This window comes from Intestinibacillus sp. NTUH-41-i26 (assembly GCF_032769475.1).
GTDB lineage: Bacteria > Bacillota > Clostridia > Oscillospirales > Butyricicoccaceae > Agathobaculum > Agathobaculum ammoniilyticum.
Genome location: NZ_CP136477.1, coordinates 1,357,241 through 1,372,464 on the forward strand (window position 1 = coordinate 1,357,241; position 15,224 = coordinate 1,372,464).

The window sequence follows — 15,224 nt, forward strand, 5'->3', positions numbered from 1 at the left end:
AAAATCAAAGGGGGAGCGGCGGAATCCCGCCGCTCCCGTATTCAAAAAGACGGGCCGCAGCGCTGAAAAGGGGAGGCGCGGCCGCGCCTGGTATCAAATTATGCCGCGCTTTCCCGCGCGGTTACAGGAGGAAAAACCAATGGAAATCAAGCTCTCACCGTCTATTTTGTCCGCTGATTTCGCAAATCTTGCACGCGATATCAAAATTGCCACCGACGCGGGCGCGGAATATGTGCATGTCGATGTCATGGATGGGCATTTTGTTCCAAACATCACGATCGGCGCGCCTGTTGTCAAGGCGCTGCGCAAGGCGACCGACAAGGTGCTTGACGTACATCTGATGATCAGCGATCCGGACCGGTATCTGGATGATTTTATCAAGGCCGGTTCGGATATCATCACAGTACACTACGAATCCAACGGGGATACACTGGAGCAGCTCAAAAAAATCAAGGCGGCGGGTGTCAAGGCTTCCTGCACGATCAAGCCGGGTACGCCGGCGAACGTGTTGTTCCCGCTGCTGCCATACTGTGATATGGTGCTGATTATGACGGTGGAGCCGGGATTCGGCGGCCAGGGCTTCATTCCGGAATGCATGGACAAGATCCGCACGGTGCGCGCGGAAATCCAGAAGCACGGCTATCCCTGTGAACTGGAGATCGACGGCGGCGCGAAGCTGAACAATACCGTGGATATCGTGGCAGCGGGCGCGGATGTGATCGTTGCCGGCTCGGCCGTGTTTGGCGGCGATATTGCGGCAAACGTCAAGGGCTTCCATCAGGCCTTTGCGGAGGGGGCAGCCAAAGCAGCTTGGACGAAATAATCCGGCGGAGCCGGAAAATACGGGCGGATTTTACTCCGCCCGTATTTTTTTGTTGACAAAAAGGACGGATCGGGGTATACTCAAAACAGAAATTAAAAAAGTATTAAAAAGTAAGATAAAAAGGAGGGGGGTAAATGGCGGACGCCGGACGTCTCAAGCAGGTCAATATGACGTTGATCCGAGAGGCTATGCGCGGGGGCGGCGAGCACAGCAAGAACGAGCTGGCGCGCCGGACCGGCCTCAGCTTTCCGACAGTCAGCCGCATCGTAGACGATCTGGTGGAAGCGGGAGAGGCGAAGGAAACCGGAACGGCGGCCTCCACCGGCGGGCGGTGCGCGAAGCAGTATGCGCTGGATCCGGCATACCGCCTGTTCCTGTGCCTGCGGCTGGAGGGGCGGCGGCTCAGCTGGTTTGTGTGCGATTTGAATGGAACACGTCTGGAGCAGGAGGAGGCCGAAAGCACAAACGGTATCCTGCCCGATATAGACACGCTGGCGATGCGTGTGAAAGCGCGTTACCCGCAGCTTGCGGCTGCTGCAATGGGCTATGACGGCCCGTTGCAGAATGGCGTGGCGGCCAGCTCGGTCGGCCATCCGGAGCTGCGGGGCGTGAGCTTGCAGGCGCATCTGGAACATAGCTTCGGCCTGCCCGTGGCGGTCGAACGGGATATGTATCTGGTGTCGATCGGCTGCTGCTGCCGGAGAAAGCAGGTGCCCAAAGCATTGGTATGCGTTTATCTGGGGCGGTCGGGCATCGGCGCGGGCGCCGCGATCGGCGGAAAGGCGTTTCATGGCGCGAATGGGTTTGCCGGGGAGCTGCATTATCTGCCGATCAAAAACAATTTGGAATATGCCAAAAGCCATTTTGCGGGAGCGGATATGGTGGCGTACTATATGCAGGTGATTCGGGCGTATGCCGCGCTGCTCAATCCGGACCGCGTGGTGCTGTACGACGACCCGCTGATTTCCGGCAAGGTGGAGCGTATCCGCAACGCCTGTGCGCAGACGCTGCCGCCGCAGGCGCTGCCGGTAATCGAGCTTTCGCGGGAATTCACACAGGATTATGAGGCTGGACTGTGCGCGCTTGCACTCGGATTGGTGGAGGAACGCCTATGAACTGTTTTGTTTTTGATATTGACGGGACCCTGATCGATACGGCAGCGGTTGACCAGCAATCCTTTCAACAGGCGCTGCGGGAGTTCGGATACCACTACTCGTTGGAGGAGCTGCGCTTTTTCGTTCGGCATGCCGGGACGAAAGTCCCTGGAAAAGCTGGCTATCCCGGCGGAAAGGATAGAGCCGGTCATGGCGCGCTGGGAGACGCTGTCGCGCGACCGCCTGCATGAGGTGGAGGTTTACGAGGGGATCATCCCCGTGCTCGAGGCGCTGCACGCCGCGGGGAAGCGTTGCGGGATCGTGACCTCGCGCACTAGGCTGCAGTTGGGGTACGGGTTTACCCCTTTGGGGCTGAACCACTATTTTGACGCGATCGTCTGCGCGGACGATATCGAGCATCCGAAACCCGCGCCGGACGGGCTGGTGGAATGCATCCGCCGCCTGGGCGGTTCGGCGGAGCAGGCCGTTTACATTGGGGACAGTGCCTACGATATGCAGTGTGCCGCGGCGGCGGGGGTCAAAAGCGGCCTGGCCCTGTGGGGCAGTGAAACGCCGGATGCGCTGCAGGCTGATATGCGGCTGACGCATCCATCTGAGCTCCTCCTGCTGTAACAAAAAACACCGGCTTTTTGCCGGTGTTTTGCTTTGTCAGTTGACTGCCTGTTCGTCCCTCGCTTCAGCCTGCGCGCTGAGCTGCGCTTCCAGCCAGCGGGAAATATCGCCGAACGCCTGCAGCCGGTCAAGCTCGTTGAAGATATCGTGCCGCGCATCCTTATAGAAAATCACCTCGATGTTTTTCAGACCCGCGCCGCGGTACAGGTTGACGACCCGCCGCACGCCCTCTCCATATTTTCCGACAGGATCCTTATCTCCGGACAGAAACAGGAGCGGAAGCGTGTTTGGCGTCCGGCGGAACGTGCTGTTCGCGTTGGCCTTGATGACCAGAGTGTACAGGTCGCGAAAGCCGGTTGCGGTGAAGATAAAATTGCATTTTTCATCCGACTGGTAAAGGGAAACCACATCCCTGTCACGGCTGATCCAGTCGAAGATCGAGTGCGGGTTCTTGATCCGGCGGTTATAGCCCCGAAACGTGATGGTGGATAGGAAGCCGCTGCGGTAGGTCACGCCGCGGCTGCGTGCGATCGAGTCGGCAAGGTGCGCGGCGCTGATCGCCGCCGGCTGCGGGCCGGCCGTGCCGGTCAGGATACAGCCGGATAAGCGGTCGCCGTACTCGGTCAGGTACAGGCGCACGATCAAAGACCCCATGGAATGCCCCAAGATAAAGTAGGGCAGGTTCGGGTATCGGTGCTGCATCAGGTCGGTGAGCTGCTTGACGTCTTCAACAAGGTACTTCCAGCCGTCCCGTACGGAAAAAAAGCCGAGGTCGGCATCGCGGGAAACCGAAGCGCCGTGGCCGATATGGTCGTTCCCGCAGACGATAAAGCCGAGACCGCACAGATATTTTGCAAAAGCGGTATAACGCGAAAAATATTCGCACATGCCGTGGGACAACTGCACGATACCGCGCAGCTCGGACTGTTCCGGCGTCAGGATATAGTATGTGACATTGGACACACCGTTCGCGCTTTTATAAATATTTTGGGTACACTTGATATTCATATAGCACACATCCGTTCGGCGGGTAGAGTTACTGCCAATATCATACCACAAAACAGGACGTGTGTGCATAGAATTTGAGCAAAATTAACAAAGCGTTTATAAATTTGTTTGCTTGTCACAGGGGCGGCAGGATGCTATAATAAAAGAAACAGTTGAAAACGGGGTGCTTATTATGCCTTATATTGGTATTTCTACGTCCAAAATCCTTTCCGAAGAGCAAAAAGACGCGCTCAAAAGCGAGCTGGGCCGCAAAATCAGCGTGATCCCGGGCAAGACCGAGGCAAAGCTGATGGTTGATATTTCGGATGGACACAGCATGTATTTTGCGGGGGGAAAACGGGAGTTGGCGTTCCTGGATGTGCGCTGCTACGGCTCTACCGAGTTTGAAAACAAGAAAGCCTTTACTGAGGCCGCGTTCACCGCGGTGCAGCAGACGACCGGCCTGCCGCAGGATGGCATTTACCTTTCCTATGGGGAATTTGCCAACTGGGGTACTCTGGGTAGCATGAAATAAGGCTTTTCGGTGTGCGGAACGGCCGCTCCCTGCGCTGTGGGGACGGCCGTTTTGATTTTGCAAATTGTTTACAAATAAATGGTTGATGCTGTTAACAAATTGAAGTACCATAGAGATAATGGAAGCATTCGGAAGGGAGGCCGTGGAATGCTCCACTGGGAAGACGATTTTTTGAAGGATACGGCCAAGCTGGAAAAGCTGTACCGAAGCTGCCTTCAGGATGCGGCCGCTGGATACCAGCTTTCGCCGAACGAAACCGCGGTGCTGCTGTTCCTGTGCCACTATGCGCCGGAGCAGGATACCGCAACCGACATCGCGCAGTCCCGCGGCATTTCCAAGGCGCTGGTCGCGCGCAGCGTGGATGGGCTGCACCGGCGCGGCTTCCTTGCCTGCGAGCGGGATGAAAGCGACCGCCGCGTCGTGCATCTCCGCCTGTGCGGGGAAGGCGCCGCAGCGGCGGCGCAGCTGCAGAAAAGCTGTTGGGAGGTTGCACGGCAGCTGCGGCAGGGTATCTCGGACGAGGAATTGCTGACCGTGCATCGGATTATGAAGAAAATGCAGCGCAATCTGGACGCGCTGCTGGAACAACGGGAAAGAAAGGTGAAATGATATGGTTGGACCTGCAAATGGTTCCAAAACGCCGAAAAAACCGCTTATTTTTTATTACGCGGTCACATTGGTCGTGCTTATGTTGCTCAATTGGCTGCTGTTCCCAATGCTGGCGCAGCGGCAGGTGACCGAAGTCGGCTATGATGAATTCCTGTCCATGGTGGACGATGGACGGGTGGAAACGGTTGCCTACGACAAGCAGGAGGAGCAGATCGTATTTGAAGGTAAAAACGAGGACGGGAAGGCTGCGGTCTATAAAACCGGCATCTTTCCGGATCAGGATTTGGTCGAGCGCCTGCTGGACGCAGACAGCGTAAAATTTGCTTCCGAGATCCCGACACAGGCCTCGCCGTTGCTGAGCCTGCTGCTTGGCTATGCGATCCCAATCGTCATTATCTTGGTGGTCGGCCAGTGGCTCAGCAAAAAAATGATGAAGAGTATGGGCGGGAACGCCATGAGCTTCGGCAAATCCAACGCCAAGATCTATGCCGAAACCGAAACCGGCAAGACCTTTGCGGACGTCGCCGGACAGGACGAGGCGAAGGAGGCCCTGCGGGAGATTGTAGACTTCCTCCACAACCCGGGAAAGTATGCGTCGATCGGTGCCAAGCTGCCCAAGGGCGCGTTGCTCGTCGGCCCGCCGGGTACCGGTAAAACGCTGCTTGCCAAGGCGGTCGCGGGTGAGGCGCATGTACCGTTCTTCTCGATCTCCGGCTCGGAGTTTGTCGAGATGTTTGTCGGCATGGGCGCGGCCAAGGTGCGCGACCTGTTCAAGCAGGCGAGCGAGAAAGCGCCCTGCATCGTATTCATTGACGAGATTGATACCATCGGTAAAAAGCGCGATGGCGCGGGCTTTGGCGGCAACGACGAGCGTGAACAGACGCTCAACCAGCTTTTGACCGAAATGGACGGTTTTGACGGGACCAAGGGCGTTGTGATCCTGGCCGCGACCAACCGGCCGGAATCGCTCGACCCCGCGCTGCTGCGCCCAGGCCGGTTTGACCGCCGCATCCCTGTCGAACTGCCCGACCTGCAGGGACGTATTGCGATTTTGAAGGTCCACGCTAAGGACGTGCATATGTCCGGTCATATCGATTTCAATGCGATCGCGCGGGCAACCTCGGGCGCGTCCGGCGCGGACTTGGCAAACATCATCAACGAGGCGGCGCTGCGGGCGGTCCGGCTGGGGCGGAACGCGGTCGAGCAGCCCGATCTGGAGGAAAGCGTGGAGACGGTTATCGCGGGTGCGCAGCGCAAAAACGCGGTACTCAGTCCCAAGGAAAAGGAGATTGTTGCATACCACGAGATCGGTCACGCGCTGGTCGCGGCCAAGCAGAGCAATTCGGCGCCGGTTACCAAAATCACGATCGTGCCGCGCACCTCGGGCGCGCTGGGTTATACCATGCAGGTGGACGAGGGCGAGCATTATCTGATGAGCAGGGAGGAACTGCTGAACAAGGTGACGACGCTTACCGGCGGCCGTTCGGCCGAGGAGCTGGTCTTCGGTTCGGTCACGACAGGCGCCTCCAATGATATTGAGCAGGCGACCAAACTGACGCGCGCGATGATCGCCCGGTATGGCATGAGCCGCAAATTCGATATGGTTGCGTTGGAAACCGTGACGAACCAGTATTTGTCGAGCGACGCTTCGCTGGCCTGCTCAGCGGAAACTGCGGCGCACATCGATCAGGAGGTCGTGGCGACCGTTAAGGCGGCGCATGAGAAAGCGATCGGCATTTTGCAGGAAAATATGGAGTCGCTGCACCGGCTGGCGCATTTCCTGCTGGAAAAGGAAACCATCACAGGAGAGGAATTTATGGGGATGCTGGAAAAGAAACAGGAATAAAAGGACTAAGGAGGGGCTGCAATGAAAGATTGGTTTGGACGTGGTATCTGGTTTCTAGTGGGCATGTTTCTGGTGATTATGGGGCTGTATTTCCTGATCCATCCAGATGCGGCGCTGGTGTCGATCGCGTGGCTGCTGGGGGCGGCCATGCTAGTGTCGGGTGCGTCCGACCTAGTGGTGTATCTGGCGCGGCATCGGGCGTATATCGCTTCGGGATGGTTTTTGGCGGACGGGATCATCGACCTGCTGCTCGGCCTCCTGTTCGTCTGCAACAGCTGGCTGGCGGCGGAACTGCTGCCCTATGCGCTGGCCGGATGGGCGATCCTGTCCGGTGTGATCAAATGCGTCGGCGCGGCGATCTATCGCCGGGCGGGCATGTTGTTCTGGGGCGCGCCGCTGGCGATCGGCCTGGTCATACTTATTTTCGGCCTGGCGACCTTTTTCAAGCCGGATATTGCTGCAATCGCGATATCCGCAGTGGTAGCGGTTGTTTTGATGGCGCAGGGACTGATGGCGGTGATGCGCGGCCTGTTTGCTTCCTCCCTGCATCGGTAAGGGGTGAAAAAAGAGCCTGCTCGGCTGAGCAGGCTCTTTTTTCACCGTCAATCGTGGTTCAGATCCCAGTCGATCGGCTCGACGCCGTTCCTTTCCAGGAAAGCATTGCATTTGGAAAAATGCCGGCAGCCAAAAAAACCGTTAAACGCCGACAGCGGCGACGGGTGCGCGCATTCGAGCACCAGATGCTGCGGCGCGGTAATCAGGCTCTTTTTGCTGCGCGCGTTGCCGCCCCAGAGCAGGAACACAACCGGCCGTTCATGCTCGTTAAGCTTCTGGATGACGTGATCGGTAAAGGTTGTCCAACCGATGTTCCTATGGCTGTTGGCCTGTCCGCGCCGTACGGTCAGGGTGGTGTTGAGCAGCAGCACGCCGCGCTCGGCCCATTTGGTCAGCGTGCCGCCCGCCGGAGGCGTGATGCCGAGATCGCTCTGTAGTTCCTGAAAAATGTTCAGCAGGCTCGGCGGCGGCTGTACGCCCGGCTGGACGGAAAAACAGAGGCCGTGCGCCTGCCCTGGGCCGTGGTAAGGGTCCTGCCCCAGAATAACAGCCTTTACCTCGTGATAGGGCGTGTAGCGCAGGGCGTTAAAAATATCCTCCATAGGGGGATAGACTGTCTGCTCGGCATATTCTTTCTTGAGCCAGTAGCGTATTTTCTTATAATATTCCTGCTGGAATTCGCCGGCAAGCAGCGTATCCCAGTCGTTTCCCAAATGTACCATGTGCGGCCTCCTGAACAGTGTTTGCAACCAGTATAGCATACATCGCGCAAAAAAGCGATTGACAAGGGGAAAAAGATTTGCTATACTCCAAGTGTATTAGAACGAATAATACAGATAGAACATGTGGAACACGACTGGAAAGGAGGCGCGCGATGTGATAAAAATCGATTATCGGGATCCGCGGCCCATCTATGAACAGGTGGTGGACGGTATTGAGGAGCTTGCGCTGCGCGGGGCGCTGCCTGCGGATACGCAGATCCCCAGCGTACGCCAGCTTGCGATGGAGCTTTCGATCAACCCAAACACGATCCAGCGCGCGTATGGAGAGCTGGAGCGGCGCGGCGTGATCTACGCGGCCAAGGGACGGGGGAATTTTATTTCGGATAACATGACGGTGCTGCGGGAGCGGCGCTTGGAAGAGATCGGCGCACAGATCGGCGCGCTGGCGGCGCAGGCGCGCACGCTTGGCGCGGACGAGGATCGGTTGCGCGGCTGGCTGCAGAAGAAAGGAGTGGATGGGGCATGATTACGGCTGAAAACGCGACCAAACGCTTTGGAAGCATCACGGCGGTCGACCATATATGCGCAGAGGTGCGGGACGGTTCGGTGTATGGGCTGATCGGTTCGAACGGCGCGGGCAAATCGACGTTCCTGCGCATGCTGGCGGGCATCCTGTCGCCGGACGAGGGTGCGGTACGCATCGATGGGGCGGATATTTTTGAAAATGTAGCAATCAAGGCACGGTTTTTCTTTATTTCCGACGAACAGTTCTTTTTTCCGAACAGCACGCCTGCAGAAATGAAGAACTATTACAAGCGATTTTACCGCTATTTTGACGAGGCGCGCTACCACAAGCTGATGGACGGCTTCGGCCTGGATGAGAACCGAAAGATACGCACGTTCTCCAAGGGCATGAAAAAACAGGTTTCCGTGATCTGCGGCATCTGCGCGGGAACGGATTACCTGTTCTGCGACGAAACGTTCGACGGGCTGGATCCGGTCGTGCGGCAGACGGTCAAAAGCCTGTTTGCGGAGGATGTGGAAAGCCGCGGCATGACGCCGGTTATCGCCTCCCACAATCTGCGCGAGCTGGAGGATATCTGCGACCATGTCGGCCTGCTGCACCGCGGCGGTATCCTGTTCTCGCGCGATCTGGATGAGATGAAGCTCGGAATGTTCAAGCTGCAGTGTATTTTTACCGGCACGCTTCCGGAAAACGCATGGCAGGAGTTTGACCTGCTGCGCCTGGAGCAGCGCGGCTCTCTGTATACGCTGACTGCGCGCGGCAGCCGCGAGGAGCTGCTGGCGCGGATCAACGCCATGAACCCCAGCTTCTGCGAAATGCTTCCGCTGACGCTGGAAGAAATATTCATCAATGAAACGGAGGTGGCCGGTTATGACGTCAAAAAGCTTCTCTTCTAAAGGGCTTGCTGGGGACAGCATGCGCCGCAGCCTGTGGGCGCTCGTCCTTTCCGGCGTGGGCTTTTTCCTGTCCCTGCTGCTGCCCGTGCTGATGACGATGCAGCGGGCGCTGGAGCAGAAAGCGTATAATCTGAATAATTCCCCGCAGTATATGGAGGATGCCTGGCAGGGCGCGCTTGACCAGGTGGCCGTGCTGCTCGGCTACAATCCTTTTGTCAAGGTAACCTTTGTGGTCATGGCGGTCGTGTGCGGCGTCGCGCTGTTCGCCTACCTGCACAACCGGCAGAAGGTGGATTTTTACCACTCACTCCCCCTCTCGCGCACACGCCTGTTCGCCAACAACTTCCTGACCGGCGCGCTGTGTACGCTTTCCACCTATTTTGTCATGCTCGCCATTACGCTGGCCTGCGCTTATGCGATGGGCTTTGGCGAAGCGGCCGATTGGGGGGCGATCGGCGGCACGGTGCTGTGCAACCTGATTTTCTTCCTGCTCATTTATGCGCTGGCCGTGCTGACAACTATCGTCTGCGGAAATACGGTCGTCACCCTGCTGCTGCTCGCCTGGGTGTACTTTTCGCCCCTGCTGGTGCGCATGCTGCAGATCGCGATGCTCGGCAAATTTTATGAGACGTATTCGTCGGAAGGCGGACTGGATGGTACGATAGCGGCGGTACGGCTTTGCCCGGTGATGGAGTACTTCACGGTGGACGGTATCCGGTACGGCGGCGTTGCCACACTCGGGCAGACTGGCTCGGCGGCCGGCCTGCTGGCGGGGTATCTGGCCGCTGCGGCGGTAGTGACCGCGCTGGCGGTATTTCTGTTCCGCATCCGCAAAAGCGAGCGGGCGGGAACGGCGCTTGCGTTCGACCGGTCAAAGCTGCCCATCAAGGTATATATCTGTCTGATTATGAGCGTTGCGTTCGGCACGCTGTTCAACCTGATTGCGGGAGATTTCTGGTTCTGGCCCGGCCTGGTGATCGGCGCGGTGCTGTTCCATTGGATCGTTGAGATCATCTATGCCTTTGATTTCCGCGCGATCTTTGCCAAACCGTTGCACTTGGCGGTGATGCTGGTCGTTCTGGTCGGGGGGATACTGCTGATGAAAGCGGATGTGACCGGCTATGACACTTGGCTGCCGGACGAGGGCGAGCTGGAGGCGGTGGATGTTGCCGCATACAGCAGCAGGGAGATGCTGAGCGAGCCGGAGAATATCGCGGCGGTGTGCCGGCTGGCGGAGATCGGCGTTGCCATGACGGCAGCGGAAGACGCCGCGCCGGAGGGCGAGCTGCAGGCGCAGTTCGGTTCGTTTGACGACTCTTTCGGTATTACACTCAAGTTCCGCCTTAACGGCGGGCGCATGGAGGCGCGCTACTATAGGCTGCCGCAGACCGAAGAGGTGGAGGCGCTGCTGGTGCAGCTCCAAACCTCAGCGGAGTACAAACAGAAAAAGTGGGACCTGTTCTGCCTCGATAATATGACTGAGGACGAGGTCGCGGTGCTTATGTTTACGGATAATGCCGGCGCCTTTCTGGGTAACCTGTATGACGAGCCGGAGAAAATCAGTGAAATACTGGAAACGCTGCGCGAAGAAGAACTGGCGCGTCAGGAAAGCAGTATGCCGGTGTTCCGACTGGAACTGGCGTACGAAAACAGGCAGGACGGCATTCGGTCCGCAAGCTGGAGCAATATTTATGTGTGTGAGGCGGATACCAGAACGCTGGCGCTCATTAAGCAGTTGACCGGCTATGAGCCGCAGCCGCAGGCGCTGACCGCAGATCAGATCAGCACGGTAGAAATCGGCTATGTGGTGCAGCGCGATGAAGAAGGCACAGCTTGGAGCAACGTGACCGTGACCGATGCCGGGGATATTGAGAAGCTGCTGGAAAATGCGGTTTATGCCGACGCAATGAATATATACAACAGTGTGTTTTATCTCGGCAGCGGAGCGCCCCTGATGGAAAGCACAGATACGGTCAATGTATATGCAACGTTAAAAGACGGCGGTCGCACGACAGAGCTGCGCTACCTGCTCGGCACGCAGCCCACGGACGTGATCGAAAAGTACCGGCCCGACGGGGCGGCGGATGAAGCCGCGGCAGTCATTGGCGCGGCGGCAGCGGCTGAGATGCCGTCGGTCGGATGAGACGGCGGGATTTCTGCGGCGCTGCGGTACTCCTGCTGTACCTGCTGTGCGTCGGTCTGGTAACAGGGCCGTCGCTGTACCAATTGCTGGCAGGCAGCTTGCCCGCGCCGCGGCTGGAGCTGGTCCCGTTTGCGGATATTGCGGCGGTATTGAACGATCCTGCTTCGCCCGGCCTGGGGGTGTTCGCCAACATCGCGGGCAACGCGGCGCTGCTCGCGCCGCTGGGGTTCCTGCTGCCGCTGTTCTGGCGGTATTTTGGGCGCGCGAGGCGCACGATTCTGTTCGGCTTCGGCGTATCGCTCAGCATTGAACTGATCCAGCTTGTTGCGGGCGGCGTGACCTCGGTGGATGACCTGCTCCTGAATACATTGGGCGCGGCGGCCGGATTTGCTTTGGCAAAGCTGCTACTGTGCGCGTGTCCGCGCCTTGCGCCGGCGCGGCAGGGGCGCGCCGAGTGGGCGTATCCGCTTGCGTGCTGGCTGGCGGTGATTGTGTCGGCCACGGCTTCCGACCTGCTTCTGCTGGGCGGGCTTTGACTGTAAACGCGGCGTACCGGACAACTGAAAAGCAAAGGGAAGGGCTTCCGCTGTAGGGCGGAAGCCCTTCTGCCGCATTGACAAGCGGAAACGGACATTTTATAATAATAAGGTATGCAGCCGAAGACTTGGCCGCAGCAGGGGGATAAAATGAAGACACTCAACCATTTAAAAACCGGCGAGAGCGGCGTGGTGGACTATATCACGGCGGATGGCGCGCTCAAGCGCCATTTTCTTGATATGGGCATTACGAAAGGCGTGGTCGTGACTATGGAGCGGATCGCGCCCTTTGGCGATCCGGTCGCCGTGCGCCTGAGGGGATACAGCCTGTCGCTTCGGCGCGAAGAAGCGAAAAAGATTGTGCTGGAGGCGGGCGGATGAACGGGGATAAAAAAACCATTGCGATTATTGGCAATCCGAACAGCGGCAAGACGACGCTGTTCAACCGACTGACCGGCTCCAACCAGCATGTCGGGAACTGGCCCGGCGTGACGGTCGACCGCAAGACCGGTCATATCTGCCACGACGGGGCGGGCATTGACATCGTGGACCTGCCGGGTATCTATTCGCTTTCGCCCTATACACAGGAGGAAATTATCGCGCGCGAGTTCGTGCTGTCGGACGAGCTGGACGGCATCCTTAATATCGTGGATGCGGCCAATATTGAGCGCAACCTGTATCTGACGCTGCAACTTGTTGCGCTGGGGCTGCCGATGGTGGTCGCCCTCGGCTTTATGGATGACGTGCGCGCGCAGGGCATCGAGATCGACTGCGAGGAGATGAGCGCGCGGCTGGGCGTGCCGGTCGTGCCGATATCGGCCAAAAAGGGCGAGAATATGCATGATCTTCTGGACGCGCTGGCGCACGGGATGCGCGCGCCGGCACAGCAGCCGGCCTATCTGCATGGCGTGGGGGCGGCGATCCGACGCGCGTCCGGCCTGCTGCGGCCGCTTCCACTGCGTGCGTGTAGCCTACCGTTTTACGCGGCCAAGCTGCTCGAGGGCGATAAGGCGATGTGGGAGCAGATGGACCGGCGCGGCATGCCGCAGAAGATACGGGAGGAACTGAACACGATCGCGGCAGGCATGCAGAGCCACGCCAACCAGACGGATAAGGAAATGGTGTTGGCGGACGCGTTGTACGACTATATTGAGGAGCTGGTGCGCGCCAGCTACCGAAGGCCGGCGGTGCATAAGGCGACCGTGACCGAGCGCATCGACCGGATCGTGCTGCACCGTGTCTGGGCGCTGCCGATTTTCGCGTTTTTCATGTTTCTGATGTTCTGGTGTACGTTTGGCCCGTTCGGGTCCTGGCTGGGCGACGGGATGGAATACCTGATTCAGGAGGTACTCTCGCCTGCCATACGCGGACTGCTGACAACAGCGCAGGCCGCGCCGTGGATGATCGGGCTGGTGTGCGACGGTGTGATCGGCGGCGTGGGCGGCGTGCTGAGCTTTTTGCCGCAGATCGTGATTCTATTTTTCTTCCTCTCTGTTCTGGAGGACACCGGCTACTTGGCGCGCGTGGCGTTTATCATGGATACGCTGCTGCGGCGCATCGGACTGTCCGGCAAGTCGTTCGTACCCATGCTGATGGGCTTTGGCTGCACCACGCCCGCGGTCATGGCGGCACGCACGATGGAAAATGACGACGACCGCCGCATGACCATCATGCTCACCCCGTTTATGTCGTGCGGTGCCAAGCTGCCGGTTTATGCGCTTGTCGCGGGCGCGTTGTTTGGGGAGAACCAGGGGCTGATCGTGATCAGTCTGTATGTGCTGGGTATCCTGGTGGGGATCGCCGCGGGCTTCATTCTCAAAAAAACGGTGTTCAAGGGCGTATCCTCGGGCTTTGTGCTGGAACTGCCGACCTACCGTATGCCGAGCTTCAAGGGTACAGTACTCAACATGTGGCAGAAGGCGAAGGATTTCATCACTCGCGCTGGCACGGTCATCTTTTTGATGAGCGTGGTCATCTGGCTGCTGCAGAACTTTACGCCGACGCTTGCGGTCGCGCAGGACGCGGGGGAAAGCATCCTCGGTGTGTTTGGAACGGCGATCGCGCCGGTGTTTGGCCCGCTGGGCTTTGGGAACTGGCAGGAATCGGTGGCGCTGCTGACCGGTCTGGTCGCCAAGGAGGCGGTAGTTTCCACAATGAGCGTGCTGTACGGCGCGGGCGGGGACAGTGCGGTGCTGTCCGGCCTGCTCGGTTCGGTGTTCACCCCGCTTACGGGCTATTCGTTCCTGGTATTTACGCTGCTGTACATGCCCTGCATGTCCGCGTTTGCCACGATCAAGCGCGAGATGGGCGGCTGGAGATGGGCGTTCGGCGCCGCCGCGTTCCAGACGGGGCTGGCGTATTTGGCCGCGTTGGCGGTGTACCAAATCGGCAGCCTGCTGCTATAAGGACGGAAAATAGGGGCTGCGCTGTTCAAAGCGCGGCCCCTGTGTTATACTGGAAAGGAAATCTGTCGGTATGGAGAAAGAGGAGGAGACCTGTCATGTCCATCAAGCTGATTGCCGCAGACCTGGACGGAACGTTGCTGACAAGCGAGCGGAAGCTTTCGCCCGACCTGTTCCCCCTGATTGGGGAGCTACGCGGGCGCGGCATCCGGTTTGCTCCAGCGTCGGGACGGCAGTATTACAACCTGCGCGAGCTGTTCGCGCCGATTGCGGACGAACTGCTGTATATCAGTGAAAACGGCGCGATGGTCTGCGACGGGGCGGAGCTCCTCTCGTTCGAGGCCATGCCGCCGGACGAGGTCGTCCGAGCGGTGGTGGCGGCCCGATCGATTCCCAAAACCCACGCGATCCTGGCCTGTCGGGAGGGAGGCTATTATGAGAATCGGACAGATACCGTGTTTCTGGAAAACATGTCGTATTACTATGCGCGCCGGCACTATACGGACGACCTGCTTGCGGTCGCGCGCAGCCAGCCTGTGTGCAAGGTAGCGCTGTTCTGCTCGCGCAGCGCGGAGCGGGTGCTGATGCCGGCGTTCCGGCCGTTTGCGCAGACCAGCCAAGTCGCGCTTTCCGGCGAGGATTGGATTGACCTGATGCGCCCGGGAATGAACAAGGGACTTGCGGTCCGGATAATCTGCGGCCGCTTGGGCATCGCGCCGGACGAGTGCATGGCGTTCGGAGACTACCTAAATGACCTGGAACTGCTGCAGGCGGTCGGAGAGTCCTACGCCATGGCGAACGGACACGAAGCCCTTCGGTCTGCGGCAAAGCATATCTGCCCCTCTAACGATGACGACGGGGTCTGCCGCACGATCCGGCGGACACTTGGTATTGACAAGACGTAAAAGCGTGATACA

The 15,224-nt window shown here is 58.7% G+C and carries 17 protein-coding genes; 15 read left to right on the forward strand and 2 right to left on the reverse strand.

Annotated features, from left to right (window positions below; genetic code table 11):
* The first annotated feature begins 139 nt into the window (after nucleotides 1-139).
* The 4 genes from rpe to RX717_RS06955 all read left to right on the forward strand — a co-directional run bounded on the left by rpe (nucleotide 140) and on the right by RX717_RS06955 (nucleotide 2,550).
* Nucleotides 140-823, forward strand: a complete 684-nt coding sequence (rpe, locus tag RX717_RS06940; protein ID WP_107630607.1) for a ribulose-phosphate 3-epimerase — start codon at nucleotides 140-142, stop codon at nucleotides 821-823.
* Between the two features lie 134 nt (nucleotides 824-957).
* Nucleotides 958-1,938 (forward strand): ROK family protein, encoded by a 981-nt coding sequence (locus RX717_RS06945; protein WP_107630606.1) that lies wholly within the window; start codon nucleotides 958-960, stop codon nucleotides 1,936-1,938.
* A complete protein-coding gene (locus RX717_RS06950; protein WP_316960630.1) occupies nucleotides 1,935-2,168 on the forward strand; it encodes an HAD hydrolase-like protein in 234 nt (77 codons plus the stop codon). Before RX717_RS06945 ends, RX717_RS06950 begins: the two co-directional genes overlap by 4 nt.
* The gene (locus tag RX717_RS06955) at nucleotides 2,068-2,550 is read left to right on the forward strand and encodes an HAD family hydrolase (protein WP_316960631.1); all 483 of its coding nucleotides are present in this window, start codon (nucleotides 2,068-2,070) and stop codon (nucleotides 2,548-2,550) included. Before RX717_RS06950 ends, RX717_RS06955 begins: the two co-directional genes overlap by 101 nt.
* Nucleotides 2,551-2,586: 36 nt before the next feature.
* Here the strand turns inward: RX717_RS06955 and RX717_RS06960 are convergent, their stop codons facing one another.
* Entirely contained in the window at nucleotides 2,587-3,558 is a 972-nt protein-coding gene (locus RX717_RS06960; RefSeq protein WP_159068029.1) for an alpha/beta fold hydrolase, read from the reverse strand.
* 172 nt (nucleotides 3,559-3,730) lie between these two features.
* On the opposite strand from RX717_RS06960, the gene RX717_RS06965 reads away from it, so the two are divergent.
* From RX717_RS06965 to RX717_RS06980, 4 genes are all read left to right on the forward strand, one after another.
* Nucleotides 3,731-4,072 carry a phenylpyruvate tautomerase MIF-related protein gene (locus RX717_RS06965; RefSeq protein WP_107630603.1) on the forward strand — a complete coding sequence of 114 codons (342 nt, stop codon included), beginning with the start codon at nucleotides 3,731-3,733 and terminating at the stop codon, nucleotides 4,070-4,072.
* 147 nt (nucleotides 4,073-4,219) lie between these two features.
* Nucleotides 4,220-4,681 (forward strand): MarR family winged helix-turn-helix transcriptional regulator, encoded by a 462-nt coding sequence (locus RX717_RS06970; RefSeq protein WP_159068028.1) that lies wholly within the window; start codon nucleotides 4,220-4,222, stop codon nucleotides 4,679-4,681.
* Between the two features lies 1 nt (nucleotide 4,682).
* Nucleotides 4,683-6,527: an ATP-dependent zinc metalloprotease FtsH gene (gene ftsH / locus RX717_RS06975; RefSeq protein ID WP_107630601.1), complete on the forward strand. Its 1,845-nt coding sequence runs from the start codon at nucleotides 4,683-4,685 to the stop codon at nucleotides 6,525-6,527.
* A 21-nt stretch (nucleotides 6,528-6,548) separates the two neighbouring features.
* A complete protein-coding gene (locus RX717_RS06980) occupies nucleotides 6,549-7,082 on the forward strand; it encodes a DUF308 domain-containing protein (RefSeq protein WP_054326266.1) in 534 nt (177 codons plus the stop codon).
* Between the two features lie 47 nt (nucleotides 7,083-7,129).
* On the opposite strand, the gene ung is transcribed toward RX717_RS06980, so the two are convergent.
* On the reverse strand, nucleotides 7,130-7,804 hold the full coding sequence (ung, locus tag RX717_RS06985) for a uracil-DNA glycosylase (RefSeq protein ID WP_316960632.1): 675 nt from the start codon (nucleotides 7,802-7,804) through the stop codon (nucleotides 7,130-7,132).
* A 154-nt stretch (nucleotides 7,805-7,958) separates the two neighbouring features.
* On the opposite strand from ung, the gene RX717_RS06990 reads away from it, so the two are divergent.
* From RX717_RS06990 to RX717_RS07020, 7 genes are all read left to right on the forward strand, one after another.
* Nucleotides 7,959-8,330 (forward strand): GntR family transcriptional regulator, encoded by a 372-nt coding sequence (locus RX717_RS06990; protein WP_054326268.1) that lies wholly within the window; start codon nucleotides 7,959-7,961, stop codon nucleotides 8,328-8,330.
* Entirely contained in the window at nucleotides 8,327-9,226 is a 900-nt protein-coding gene (locus RX717_RS06995; protein WP_054326269.1) for an ABC transporter ATP-binding protein, read from the forward strand. Before RX717_RS06990 ends, RX717_RS06995 begins: the two co-directional genes overlap by 4 nt.
* Nucleotides 9,201-11,369: a hypothetical protein gene (locus tag RX717_RS07000; RefSeq protein ID WP_316960633.1), complete on the forward strand. Its 2,169-nt coding sequence runs from the start codon at nucleotides 9,201-9,203 to the stop codon at nucleotides 11,367-11,369. Before RX717_RS06995 ends, RX717_RS07000 begins: the two co-directional genes overlap by 26 nt.
* Nucleotides 11,366-11,905: a VanZ family protein gene (locus tag RX717_RS07005; protein WP_107630595.1), complete on the forward strand. Its 540-nt coding sequence runs from the start codon at nucleotides 11,366-11,368 to the stop codon at nucleotides 11,903-11,905. Before RX717_RS07000 ends, RX717_RS07005 begins: the two co-directional genes overlap by 4 nt.
* Before the next feature lie 150 nt (nucleotides 11,906-12,055).
* A complete protein-coding gene (locus RX717_RS07010) occupies nucleotides 12,056-12,286 on the forward strand; it encodes a FeoA family protein (RefSeq protein WP_199855173.1) in 231 nt (76 codons plus the stop codon).
* Entirely contained in the window at nucleotides 12,283-14,310 is a 2,028-nt protein-coding gene (gene feoB, locus RX717_RS07015) for a ferrous iron transport protein B (RefSeq protein WP_199855172.1), read from the forward strand. The genes RX717_RS07010 and feoB overlap by 4 nt, the downstream gene beginning before the upstream one ends.
* Before the next feature lie 95 nt (nucleotides 14,311-14,405).
* A complete protein-coding gene (locus RX717_RS07020) occupies nucleotides 14,406-15,212 on the forward strand; it encodes a Cof-type HAD-IIB family hydrolase (RefSeq protein WP_054326273.1) in 807 nt (268 codons plus the stop codon).
* Nucleotides 15,213-15,224 lie beyond the last annotated feature (12 nt).

Coding starts and splice junctions, on each gene's coding strand:
- rpe (WP_107630607.1), top strand. CDS start 140: ATGGAAATCAAGCTCTCACCGTCTATTTTGTCCGCTGATTTCGCAAAT.
- RX717_RS06945 (WP_107630606.1), top strand. CDS start 958: ATGGCGGACGCCGGACGTCTCAAGCAGGTCAATATGACGTTGATCCGA.
- RX717_RS06950 (WP_316960630.1), top strand. CDS start 1,935: ATGAACTGTTTTGTTTTTGATATTGACGGGACCCTGATCGATACGGCA.
- RX717_RS06955 (WP_316960631.1), top strand. CDS start 2,068: ATGCCGGGACGAAAGTCCCTGGAAAAGCTGGCTATCCCGGCGGAAAGG.
- RX717_RS06960 (WP_159068029.1), bottom strand. CDS start 3,558: ATGAATATCAAGTGTACCCAAAATATTTATAAAAGCGCGAACGGTGTG.
- RX717_RS06965 (WP_107630603.1), top strand. CDS start 3,731: ATGCCTTATATTGGTATTTCTACGTCCAAAATCCTTTCCGAAGAGCAA.
- RX717_RS06970 (WP_159068028.1), top strand. CDS start 4,220: ATGCTCCACTGGGAAGACGATTTTTTGAAGGATACGGCCAAGCTGGAA.
- ftsH (WP_107630601.1), top strand. CDS start 4,683: ATGGTTGGACCTGCAAATGGTTCCAAAACGCCGAAAAAACCGCTTATT.
- RX717_RS06980 (WP_054326266.1), top strand. CDS start 6,549: ATGAAAGATTGGTTTGGACGTGGTATCTGGTTTCTAGTGGGCATGTTT.
- ung (WP_316960632.1), bottom strand. CDS start 7,804: ATGGTACATTTGGGAAACGACTGGGATACGCTGCTTGCCGGCGAATTC.
- RX717_RS06995 (WP_054326269.1), top strand. CDS start 8,327: ATGATTACGGCTGAAAACGCGACCAAACGCTTTGGAAGCATCACGGCG.
- RX717_RS07000 (WP_316960633.1), top strand. CDS start 9,201: ATGACGTCAAAAAGCTTCTCTTCTAAAGGGCTTGCTGGGGACAGCATG.
- RX717_RS07005 (WP_107630595.1), top strand. CDS start 11,366: ATGAGACGGCGGGATTTCTGCGGCGCTGCGGTACTCCTGCTGTACCTG.
- RX717_RS07010 (WP_199855173.1), top strand. CDS start 12,056: ATGAAGACACTCAACCATTTAAAAACCGGCGAGAGCGGCGTGGTGGAC.
- feoB (WP_199855172.1), top strand. CDS start 12,283: ATGAACGGGGATAAAAAAACCATTGCGATTATTGGCAATCCGAACAGC.
- RX717_RS07020 (WP_054326273.1), top strand. CDS start 14,406: ATGTCCATCAAGCTGATTGCCGCAGACCTGGACGGAACGTTGCTGACA.